The following is a 12,483-nucleotide window of genomic DNA, read 5'->3' as shown; positions in this document are numbered from 1 at the left end:
CGACTTATTCATGTGAAATTGCACATTATGACACTGGACGAATTGATCATGCAATTGGCAAGTAAGAACATTCTGGTCAGCGTTAGGGAAGGTGAGATGATCGTGAATGCACCAAAGGGCGTCCTTGACGAAGAATGGATCGGGATCCTGAGAGAACAGAAACCTGCTCTCATTGGATACCTGTCTGCGAGGAGACATGGAAATATCAGTAAATTCGACAGCATAAAGCCAGCCGCCACACGTCCCTCTTATGTCCTGTCCTCATCTCAAAGGCGGTTGTGGTTGCTAAGCCATCTCGGCGATGCCAACGTAGCCTATAATATGTCAGGTACGTATATGCTCTCAGGAATGCTGGACCGGCGGGCATTGGAAGATGCTGTCAACAAGATCATCGCCCGGCATGAAAGCTTGCGCACGGTCTTCAGGGAGAATGAACAGGGGGAGTTACAGCAATTTATACTTCCCATCGATGCATCCGGACTGGACATCGGCTATGAGGATCTGCGAAACGACCACGACCGTCGCAGTAAAGTCAACTGGCTGATCGATGAGGGATCCGCCAGGCCTTTCAACTTATCCTCCGGCCCCCTGATCAGGGCATTCATCTACCGCGTCGACGAAGCAAAATGGATCTTCACCTATACGCTGCATCATATCATTAGCGATGGATGGTCTATGGATGTGCTGATCGACGAGCTTCTGCGGCTTTACGCTGCAGCTGTAAAAGGCGTAAGTGAGCCGTTGCCCCCTTTACGCATTCAATATAAAGACTACGCGTCGTGGCAGCAGCAACAGCTGATGGACGGCACATACGATGACCATAAAAAGTACTGGCTGGGTGTGCTTGACGGAGAACTACCCGTTTTGGACCTTCCTTCCGACCGGGCTCGCCCTGCCGTAAGGACCTACCGGGGAGGGGCTGTCCGGCGTGTGATCGCCAAACAAACGGCGGCTGCAATGAAATCCCTTGCACAGCAAGGCGACGCGACCCTGTTCATAAGCCTCCTGACGGCAGTCGGCATATTGCTGTATCGATATACGGGACAGACCGATCTATTGATAGGCACACCCGTCGCAGGTCGCGATCACAGCGACCTGGAAGACCAGATAGGCTGCTATTTGAATACCCTGGTTTTAAGGACAAAACTGCAAGGAGCTTCCGGCTATCGCGAATTACTGAAAGAGGTCCGGCAGATGTCCCTGGAAGCTTACCGGCATAAAGAGCTCCCGTTCGATGAATTGGTGGATACACTCCGGCTGCGTACGGACATGGGCAGAAACCTGCTCTTCGATGTGATGGTCGAGCTCCGGGACAGATTTATGGAAAGAAAGGATGGATGGGATCGTTTAGGCAATCTCCGTGTCGAAGGATATGAAGAGGAAACGACCACGTACAGCAAGTTCGATCTGACGTTCTTCTTTACAGAGGCAAGAGAAGGACTCGCACTCCTGATCGAGTTCAACGCGGACATCTTTAATGAAGACAGGGTTGCCAGAATGGGAGAACATCTCGAAAATCTCCTGGCTGCAATTGCAAAAAACCCCGATCGGCCCATCGACCAACTGATCTACCTGGGCAAAAAGGAAAGGGAGAAGGTGCTGTATGAGTTCAATGACACCGCAATCAACTACCCGGCTACCGAAACAGTGCTCTCTCTTTTCCGGCACTATGCAAACCTGGAGCCGGATACCATAGCCCTCACCAGCAGGTACACTGCCGTTTCCTATGGAGAACTTGACAGGAAGGCCGGCAGGCTGGCCGGTTTCCTGGCAGACACTTACCACATTGGAAAAGGCGATCTGGTCGGCATCTTGCTGGACAGGTCTGAAGCAGCCATTATATCCATACTGGGTATTATGATGACAGGGGCTGCTTATGTACCTATTGATCCGGAATATCCCGTGGCCCGAAAAGAATACATCTGCAAAAACACAGGACTGAAAGTGCTGATAACACACACCCGTTATTTGGATACCTTAGGATATTGCGAAGCGGTTGTCATGACAGAATCGGCTTTTGACGATATTGTCCATTCACCGGCTTATCATCATGGCAGGTATGCCCCGCCCGGCCAGAACGAACTCGTATATGTCATTTATACTTCCGGATCGACAGGAGAACCGAAAGGTTGCGCCATCACACATGGGAACCTCTATAATTATATTCGCTGGTCCGTTGACCATTTCTTCTCCCACATGGGCCGGCCTTCTTTCGGCCTATTCACGTCCCTGTCTTTTGACCTGACGGTTACCACTGTCTTTTGCCCACTGACCACGGGTGGAAGGCTGCACCTCTACGAAGCGGGCGATGCCCTCACTGATGCGCTTTTGCATAGCTTCGGCGCCGGCAGCGGCATCAACAGCGCCAAGATCACTCCCTCCCATATTACCCTGTTGGACGGCATGGGTTTATCCTCTCCCGATCTCTCCTGCGTAGTGGTGGGAGGTGAAGAGATGTCCGGTAAACACGTCCGTATTTTGAAAACCATCAACCCTTCTGTAAGAATATTCAACGAATACGGCCCGACCGAGGCGACAGTGGGAACCACCATTGAAGAGTTGTCGGAAGAGGGACCTTTTCTCATCGGCAAACCGCTGGCCAACATGCGGATCTACATCCTCGATGACAATGACCAGCCTTGCCCCATAGGTATTCCCGGCAATATGTATATCAGCGGGAAAGGCCTTTCCCGAGGGTACCTTGACGAAAAACTGAATAAATTGAAATTCTTCCCCAATCCTTTTGTCGAAGGCGACAGGATGTATAAGACGGGAGACTGGGGAAGGTGGCAACCGGATGGACGGCTGGAATTTATAGGTCGTAAGGATGAACAGGTGAAGATCAGGGGATACAGGATTGAGTTGGGCGAAATAGAAAAGACCCTCGAAAAAGATCCTGATGTGCAGACAGCTGTGGTGCTGGCAAAGACTGATGAAGAAGGAGGAAAGAACCTGATCGCCTTCTACATCCCTGCCGGCAATGAACAACAGCCTGTGAACGCCACCGGACAGGCGACGGCTTCCATAGAAGCGGCGCTGCGAAAACAGCTGCCTTATTATATGATCCCGCAACGATTGATCCCTGTAGACCATATTCCCCTCACCCGCAACGGAAAGGTCGATAAAAAGGCGCTGCTGCATACCCATGCTGCCGATCTATCGGCAGGGAAACCCTATCTCGCTCCGCGCACAATCTTTGAAAAAAAGTTAGCGCCCATCTGGCAGGAAGTGCTGGCCTGTGATAAGGTCGGCATCGATGATAATTTCTTCGATTTGGGAGGACACAGCCTGAAAGCCATGCGGCTCATGGCAAAGATCAGGTCCGCATTCAACATATCGCTTGGATTGGATATCCTTTTTCTACACCCCACTATCATGGCCCTGGCGGAATACCTGGAAATGGCTGAATGGGCCGGCACGGGGACTGCCCAGGTGGAACTCATCGGTGATGAAGAGAAATTCTTATTATAATGGAACATCTGTATCATAGGTTGAAGAAGCTCAGGGTCTCCATGGACCTCGTGGGGGATCAGCTGGATATCCGGGCCCCCAGGGGGGTGCTGGATGAAGGTCTCCTGGCCGAGATAAAACACTACCGGCAGGACCTCATCGCCTTTATCAGGTCCCATCGGGAATATCTCCGGATGAATGATCATATCCCCCTGGTGGCATATCAGCCCGACTACGCTGTCTCCTTTTCTCAGCAAAGGATCTGGATACTGAGCCAGATCCCCGAAGGCAATGTGGCTTATAATATGGCGGGAGCCTGCGTATTCGAAGGAAGTTTGAATTTGCCTGCCCTGGAATACGCATTCCGGCAGTTGATAGAACGGCATGAAAGCCTTCGGACCGTCTTCCGGTCTAATGATCAGGGCGAGATCCGGCAATACATCCGCCCCTCGGACGATGCGGGTTACCAGGTAGACTGCCACGACCTCCGTGCGTACGGACAGGATGCAGAAGAACAGGCCAACGCAATGCTCCGTGCATCGGCCTGCCGCGCCTTCGACCTGGCGGCCGGCCCCCTGTTGAAAGCCTCCCTTTACCAGCTTACCGCTGACCGGTGGATATTCTCCTATACCATGCATCACATTATCAGTGACGGCTGGTCCATGGATATCCTCATCAGGGAATTGCTGCAGTCCTACAACGCGGCCGTAATTGGTGCGCCGGACGAAAGAGCGCCGCTGCGGATACAGTACAAAGATTATGCAGCGTGGCAACGTGGGATGGTAAATAGCGAAGCCTTTGCCATTCACCGGGATTACTGGCTCCGGCAGCTCCAGGGAGCGTTACCCGTGCTGGAATTGCCGGCAGATAAAACGCGACCATCCGTAAGAACGTACAACGGCGACAAATTGCATAAATGCATTGGCGCTGCATTGATCCGCCGGCTGGAACACCTTGGCAGAACAGAGAACACCACTTTGTTCATGGGATTCCTGGCGGCAGTCGCCAATTTATTACACCGCTATTCCCACCAGCAAGACATTATCCTGGGCAGCCTGGTTGCAGGCAGGGATCATGAAGTCCTGCAGGACCAGATAGGCTATTATATCAATACCCTCGCTTTGAGAATGCAATTTAACAGGCAAGACAGTTTCAGGGACCTGCTGCGAACAGCGCGGAAGGTCAGCCTCGAAGCACTGGCTCATCAGGATTACCCTTTCGACGAGCTTACCCAGGCGCTCGACTTGCGCAGGGATATAAGCCGCAGCCCGTTGTTCGACGTACTGGTGGTCCTGCAGCATGCGAAGGACCGCGATGTCACCGCTGACAGGGCGGCAGGGGACCTTTCGATCAGCAAATATGACATGGGCCGGAAAACAGGCAGCAAGTTCGACCTGTCCTTCGAATTCTCCGATGAAGGAGAAGATTACCAGCTCCGCCTAGAATATAACAGCGATATCTATCTGAAGAGCACGGTCATGCAGATGGCTGACCATTTCGTGCAGTTGCTGGAAGCCGCTGTCGAACATCCGGATGTGGTCCTGGACGGCCTGGATTACCTGACGCCGGAAGAACATCACCGGCTCCTGGTAAACTTTAACGACACGAAAATGGACTACCCGGAAGATGCCACGCTTACCCAGCTCTTCCTCGATCAGGCCGCGGCTAGGCCGGATCGTATTGCATTGGTATCCGGGGCCGGTGCATTCTCTTACAGGCAGCTGGACGATCTGTCAGGACAACTGCAACGTTGTCTGCAGACGGAATACGGGGTGCATCCCGGTGATAGGGTGGGGATCAGCATGGAGCGAAGCGAATGGATGATCATCGCCATTCTTGCCGTCCTTAAGAACAGCTGCGCCTACGTTCCGATCGACCCCGGTTACCCGCCTTCGCGAATAGCCTACATGGTCGGGGATAGTGGTTGCAGAACGGTCATCGATACAGATCTGATCAGCCGATTCAGGACCTCCACGCCTTATGGAACGTTTTCAGGTACGGCCCTTCCCCCGGCGCCGGACGACCCATGCGCCGTGATATACACTTCCGGTTCCATCGGTCAGCCCAAGGGCGTAGCCATCTCGCACAGGAACCTGCAGAACAGGCTGCATTGGATGTGGGCAGCCTTCCCCTTCAACGAAGACGAAGTTTGTGCCGCGAAGACCTCCATCAGCTTCGTGGACCATCTGTGGGAGATATTCGGACCGCTGTTAAAAGGCATCCGCCTGGTAATATTCAGCAAACAGGACGTCCTCGATACCGATCATTTCATGACGAGCCTTTGTGCTCATAAGGTTACCAGGATTGTCCTTGTCCCTTCTCTGCTCCGGCAGCTGCTTTCGGATGAAGAAGCCTGCCGCAACAAACTGTCAGCTCTCCGGGAATGGACCTGCAGCGGAGAGAAGCTGGATGCCGCCCTGGTAGAGAAGTTCTATGACGTATTCCCCGGACACAGGCTGCTGAATATCTATGGTTCGACAGAAGTGACGGCAGACGCCACCTGCTATGATACTTCCGCAGGGGGGCGGATTACGGACATGACCGGCGGCGTTCCCTTGCTTTTCAGGGAAAGCGTAGGCCGCGAACTCGCGCTGCTCGTCAGCGACGCAGCACCCTCCGGAACATCCGTGAGGAGACCGGGGCTCACAGATGCCTTTGCTTTCCAGTTGCCGGACCTGGGGAAGACTTCACCGGAGGAATATGCCGCTTTTGTAAAAGATACCTTGCTGGGAGGCATCGTCAATGTATCGTCCCCCAAATTCATCGGTCATATGACCGGCCCTGTCCCTCCCGTGCTTAACGAGCTGGTAAAATTGATGCACCTTTGGAACCAGAACATGGTAAAGGTGGAAACATCCGGCCTGGGCACTTCGCTGGAAAAGCAAACCATCGCCAGCCTTCACCGGACAGTGTACAGGGAAGAGGACGCATTCTACCGGCGGTGTTCGGAAGATGCTTTCGGCGCCCTCGGCATTATCACAGGTGGAGGTACCTTGTCGAATGTCTCCGCTCTCAGTTATGCCCTTGCAAGCCGGCTGCCGGAAAAAGAAGGCTTCCGGGGCTGGACAAGGCAGGGGCTGGCCGCAGCGCTGGCTGCATATAATTATACCGAAGCAATCGTCATCGGGTCCCCGAAATGCCACTACTCTATCGGTAAAACCCTCAGGATATTGGGCATGGGAGAGGAAGCCTTTATTCCTTTCGAGCTGGATAAGAAGGACCCGGGAGCTTCAGCGGGCCTGCGCGAACTGGTTGGCCGGAAAAAGGCCGGAGGGGCGCTGGTCCTTGCTATCATCGGCGTTGCGGGGTTTACCGAGACCGGAAATGTAGACCCGTTGCGGCAACTGGGCGCCGTCGCCAGGGAGTGCCAGGTGCATTTTCACGTAGATGCCGCCTTCGGCGGCGCTTATCTGTTCTCGGATCTTCTTTCGCATAAGCTGGACGGTATATCCATGGGCGACTCAGTTACCATCTGCGGCCATAAACAACTGTATCTCCCGATGGGATTGAGTGTATGCCTCTTCCGCGATCCTTCCCTGGCCCGATATTCCGAGAATAATGCACGTTATCAGGCCCGCAAAGGCAGCCAGGACCTGGGCCGCTATACCATCGAAGGCTCCCGGCCCTTCCTTTCTTTCGTTCTTCACGGCGCCCTGAGTATAATAGGCAAAGAAGGCTACGCCGGCATCGTCGAATCCAACTATGAAAGAGCCCAAATGTTCAGGGCACTCATAAACGACAATGAAGCCTTCGAACTATTCGGGCACTCAGACCTCAACATCGTCCTATACAGGTATATTCCCTTCCCGCTGCGGGATCTCCGTCGAGGGAAATCATTCGGATATGCCGGGACGCAAACGCTTAATGATCTGAATAAAAAGATACAGCAGCACCAGTTTGCAGCAGGCAATTCCTTCGTTTCCTACACGGAGGTCGAGATGCAGGAAGGACCGCCTGCCGTAATGCTGCGAGCGGTCTTGATGAACCCATACACCACGCGCCGGCATCTGCTGGAAATACTGGAAGAACAGGAAGCTATAGCCGCAGTGATCGAAGGCGCCGTGGTCCGGCCATCGGAAAAGACTAAGATGGACAGTATCTACATCGGCCGGCCAATCTCCAATACCGCCGTATATATCCTGGACGATCAGCTGCAGCTGCTGCCTGAAAAGGTCGTCGGAGAGATCTGTATCGGGGGAGATTGCCTATCAGGGGGATATATAAACAACCCACTGCTGATGCAAACCAAATTCGTTGATAATCCTTTTCGTAAAGGAGAAAAGATTTACCGGACGGGCGACCTGGGCAGATGGCTGCCTAACGGGAATATTGAATTTTGCGGCAGGAAAGACAGGCAGATAAAGATCCGTGGCCATCGCATTGAACCAGACGAGGTCGAAAAGGTCCTGCAGGCCTGCGAGGGCATCGAAGCTGCGGCTGTATCGGAAAAGCCCGGCAGCGATGGAGAACCTGTGCTGGTGGCCTACCTGGTAAGTGCCAACGATCCGGATATCTCCGGGATTTACAGGCACCTGGAACAACACCTTCCCCTGTATATGCATCCCACCGTATTCGTACGCCTGCCTGAATTGCCCCTGACGGTCAACGGGAAACTGGACAGGAGACGCCTGCCAGACCCAAAAGGACTGGCCTTGTCGGCCGCAGGCAGATATATGCCTCCAAGTAACGATACGGAAGAAAAACTGATATCCATCTGGCGGCAACTGTTGGAAAAAGACCGTATAGGCATAAAAGATAATTTCTTCGAGTCCGGAGGACACAGCCTGAAAGCTACCCGGCTGGCCAGTATGATCCTCCGGGATCTCGGGGTCCGCATCACGATCAAAGACCTGCTGTTGAACCCTGTCCTGGAAGACCAGGCAAAGCTGCTCAGACAGTCTGCGAAAGAACCATTCATCGCTATTTCACCCGCACCTTCCGGCCCGCATTACCCATTGGCGCCCGCCCAGCGCCTGGTATGGATATCATGCCAGTTCGAAGAAGGAAATATCGCCTATAATATTCAAAAGGTCTATGTGTTCGAAGGCGACCTGCAAAAGGATGCCCTGGATCATGCATTCAGAATGGTCATCAGGCGGCATGAGATACTCCGGACCGTCATCCGCAAAGACCACGAGGATGAACCGCGGCAATGGATCCTGCCGGAGGACGCAATCTCCTTTCATATCCACAGCCTCGACCTGACACATGAAGAAGAGCCCGAAAGGAAAATGAAGGCGCTGATCCGGGAAGACCTGCATGCTCCATTCGATCTTGCCGCATTCCCCCTCATCCGCGCCTGCCTTTGCCGGGTAGCCCATGAAAAATGGATCTTTGTCTATACCATACATCACATCATCAGTGATGCATGGTCCATGGACATTTTAATGTCCGAACAGATAACGTTGTATAACGCGTACCTGCATGGACAGACGGATGCGCTACCTCCATTACGCATACAATACAAGGATTATGCTGTCTGGCAACAGTCCCTGCAGGAGGGAGAGACCAGGAAGATCAACCAATCGTACTGGCAGCGTCAGTTCCTGGGGGAAACGCCGGTGCTGGAGCTTCCTTACGACCGCCAGCGACCACAGGTCAAGACATTCAATGGCGCTCTCACCCGCCTCAGCCTGGAAGCGACCAATAGCCGTCAGCTGAACACGCTCGCCCATCTTCAGGGAGGCACTTTGTTCATGGGATTGCTGGCCGCCGTCAACGCGCTGCTTTATTACTACAGTGGCCAGTCAGATATTGTCGTCGGTACTTCTATCGCCGGACGTGAGCACATCGAGCTGGAAGATCAGGTCGGCTATTACATGAATATCATGGCACTCAGGACCCGGTTTAGCGGAGAAGACAGTTATCTGGACCTGCTGGGAAAAGTCAGACAGGTAACCCTGGACGCCTACCAACACCAACCCTACCTGCTTGCAGACCTGGTTAATGATCTCCACATCCAAAGAGACATCAGCCGCAACCCCCTGTTCGATGTTCTGATCGTATTGCAGAACGCCGGGTCAGCCCTTAAAAAAGGGCACCTTGCAGCCGACCGGCTGCACGTCTATACATACGGCCAGGAGGAACAAAAACCGACAAAGTTCGACCTCACCTTCAATTTCTTTGAAACGGAAGACCAAATCGTCCTGGACCTGGAATACAACACGGACCTTTTTGATAAACCAACGGCGCAACGCATGACCCGTCACTTCGAAGCACTGGTAACGGAGATCATCAAACGACCTTCGGCGCCGCTGCAACAGCTGGAGTACCTTAGCCCTCAGGAAAAGAACGAGCTGCAGGAAGAAGTCCAGCAGTTCAGTGCAACCATCAGCAAGGAATTTTGATCTCTACCCACGCCTACAATTATTCCGCCATGAACCTTTTTGTCAAAGGCGATCAAAGCATCGCACTGGTTACGAATGATTCAGTCCTGTCTGTACGCCGCCTTCTGGACAGCACAAAAGCATTCCAGGATCATCTCCGCGGAAAAGTCCCCGCCCTGCCGGAAAAGGTTATACTATACCTCTCCGACGAGACCCTGCTGCTACCGGCCCTGCTGGGTTTATACGGTCTGGGCGTCACCTGTGTGCCCCTCGATCCGGGAGCATCGCCTGCGGCCGATCCCGAAGCCGTAGCCCTCCTCTGCCAGGCTGATTGGATCATCACCGAACCGAAGTATTCCTTCGAGTTGGGTACCTCTTCCGTGCTGGTGATGGACAGGACAACGCTGTCCGGGCACTCCGGACAACCTGCACTGACCTGCGAGAAACATTTTATTCCCTATGTCTTCTACAACGAAGAGGACGGTTACAGCCAGGGGATCCCGATCCACGATGAGGATCTGTCGGAAAGGCTGAAGGAACTGGACCAGTCCTTGTGCCCCCACGATCACGACAGGTTGCTCCTGGCACGCTGTATACCATTCCGAGACCTCGTGATGGAAATGCTTTGGAGTTTTTCAAGAGCTATACCCGTACTGGTGACATGGCTGGATAAAAATACAGCGCTTCCCCGGCTCGCATCCACAGCAGACCGGTTCGACATGCGGTTCAGCCTCTTTTATTTCGGAAGTGTCGGCGATGCCACCGGCCGCAACATGTATGACCTCCTATTTGATACTGTACGATATGCCGATAACAATGGATTTGATGCGGTCTGGACGCCCGAAAGGCATTTCAATGGTTTTGGCGGTCTGTTTCCCAACCCCTCGGTAATGAGTGCAGCGCTGGCAGTAGCCACCTCCCATGTCGAGCTCCGCTGCGGAAGCATCGTGGCGCCTCTGCATCATCCTATCCGCATCGCCGAGGACTGGTCGGTGATTGATAACCTTTCCAATGGCAGGGCGGCGATCTCCTTTGCAACAGGATGGCAGCCGGATGACTTCGTCTTTTCTCCCGATCACTACGAAGGGCGGCACGAATATATGCTCGAACAGATCGAACTGGTCCGGCGACTGTGGCGGGGAGAAAGCGCTCAATTCAAAAATGGCATGGGAATAATGACCGAACTATCCATATATCCCAGGCCCGTGCAAAAAGAACTGCCGGTATGGATAACCGTCTCGGGCAAAGTCGATTCCTTCCTGGCGGCGGGCAGGGTAGGGGCTAATATCCTCACCCACCTTCTGTGGCAGGACCTTGAAGAACTTAAGGAAAAAATAGCCAGGTACCGCACCTGCCTGGAACAGCACGGATTCGATCCGTCCTCCCGGAAAGTTTGCGTTATGGTGCATACCTACCTGGGAACCTCCGACGAAGCCGTTCGCGCTAAAGTGAAACAGCCTCTCAAAGACTATTTCAGGACCTCCACACAGTTGATCAGGGCCATGATCAAGCCAGGTGAACTCTCCACCGTCTCCGCCAATGACGATGAAATGCCCGCACATTTAATGGAAGAGCTGCTGGAGATCGCTTTTAACCGCTTCTACGAACACGCGGCATTGCTGGGAAACCCCGATAAATGCAGATCCGTTATCCGGCGTATAAAAAACTGCGGTATCGACGAGATCGCTGCCCTTATCGACTTCGGCCTGTCCAGGGAGGATATTATGCAGGGACTTGAATTGCTGAACGACCTTCGAAAAGAATATAACGGCGGAAATGACTGGCAATTCCCCGTCACTATCACCCATTGCAGTCAGCAAACACTGGAAGATCTGAGGACCGAGGCTGCCTTCCCGGCTTTTTTCGCCACTCAGAGAATTGTCTTCACCGAAGAGAACAAAGGGGCATATACCCCATTCTTCAATGCTCCTGTCAGCCAGGAATTCTGACGGATCAACCAACTACAGCATGCAACCAAAAAAGAAATTAGGCATCGTCGGCGGCATGGGCTCCCGCGCAGGCGTGGCCTTGGTGCAGAAGATCATAGATTATTCTCCCGCGGAGACGGACCAGGAATTTCCGGAGATCATCTTCCATAACAACGCCCCAGCGCCGGACCGGACGAGGGCCATCATCTATCATGAAGCATCCCCGCTGCCCGCCCTTCTGCATTCCATGGACCTGTTCAACAGGAACCAGGTGGACCTGGTGGCCGTGGCTTGTATCACCTCATATTATTATTATGAGGAACTTGCCGGCTATGCCAAGGCAAAGGTGCTGAACCCATTGCAGATGGTAGCGGAATATCTTAAAAAGCAGTATGGCAAAGGCTGCCGTGCCGGGCTGCTGGCAACCACCGGCACCTTGAGGACAGGCCTATTCCAGAAATACCTGGAAGGCAGTAACGTGGACCTCGTCACTTTGTCCTCCGAAAACCAGGAGGCCCTTTTCATGCGTTCTGTTTATATGCAGAACGGGTTTAAATCGGCAACCATCTCGGCCGAAGCTCACCACCTCATGGACAGATCCGTCCGGACCCTCTTGAAGGACAACATCGATGTTGTCATCGGCGGATGTACGGAAGTATCTATAGCATTTCATGGCCAACACCTGCCCGTGGCTTACCTGGATGTCCTGGACCTGATGGCCCAAAGGACCGTTGATCTTTGCTATAGTACCACCTCCGCCGCCATGCCTATCTAAACTT

4 protein-coding genes are annotated in these 12,483 nt (G+C 53.4%); all 4 read left to right on the top strand.

Going from position 1 to position 12,483, the window contains the following annotated elements; translation table 11 throughout:
- Positions 1 to 27 precede the first annotated feature (27 nt).
- Genes Q4E93_RS28665 through Q4E93_RS28650 form a run of 4 tightly spaced genes read left to right on the top strand, consistent with a single transcriptional unit; the run spans position 28 to position 12,479 of the window.
- Positions 28 to 3,471 carry a non-ribosomal peptide synthetase gene (locus tag Q4E93_RS28665; protein ID WP_303591253.1) on the top strand — a complete coding sequence of 1,148 codons (3,444 nt, stop codon included), beginning with the start codon at positions 28 to 30 and terminating at the stop codon, positions 3,469 to 3,471.
- Positions 3,471 to 9,797, top strand: coding sequence for a condensation domain-containing protein (locus Q4E93_RS28660; protein ID WP_303591252.1), 6,327 nt, complete (start codon positions 3,471 to 3,473; stop codon positions 9,795 to 9,797). Before Q4E93_RS28665 ends, Q4E93_RS28660 begins: the two co-directional genes overlap by 1 nt.
- A gap of 29 nt (positions 9,798 to 9,826) precedes the next feature.
- A complete protein-coding gene (locus Q4E93_RS28655) occupies positions 9,827 to 11,725 on the top strand; it encodes a MupA/Atu3671 family FMN-dependent luciferase-like monooxygenase (protein WP_303591251.1) in 1,899 nt (632 codons plus the stop codon).
- A 19-nt stretch (positions 11,726 to 11,744) separates the two neighbouring features.
- Positions 11,745 to 12,479 (top strand): aspartate/glutamate racemase family protein, encoded by a 735-nt coding sequence (locus Q4E93_RS28650; RefSeq protein ID WP_303591249.1) that lies wholly within the window; start codon positions 11,745 to 11,747, stop codon positions 12,477 to 12,479.
- Positions 12,480 to 12,483 lie beyond the last annotated feature (4 nt).

The organism is Flavitalea plasmicola (assembly GCF_030546645.1).
GTDB lineage: Bacteria > Bacteroidota > Bacteroidia > Chitinophagales > Chitinophagaceae > Puia.
This window is presented reverse-complemented; position numbering and strand designations above follow the sequence as displayed.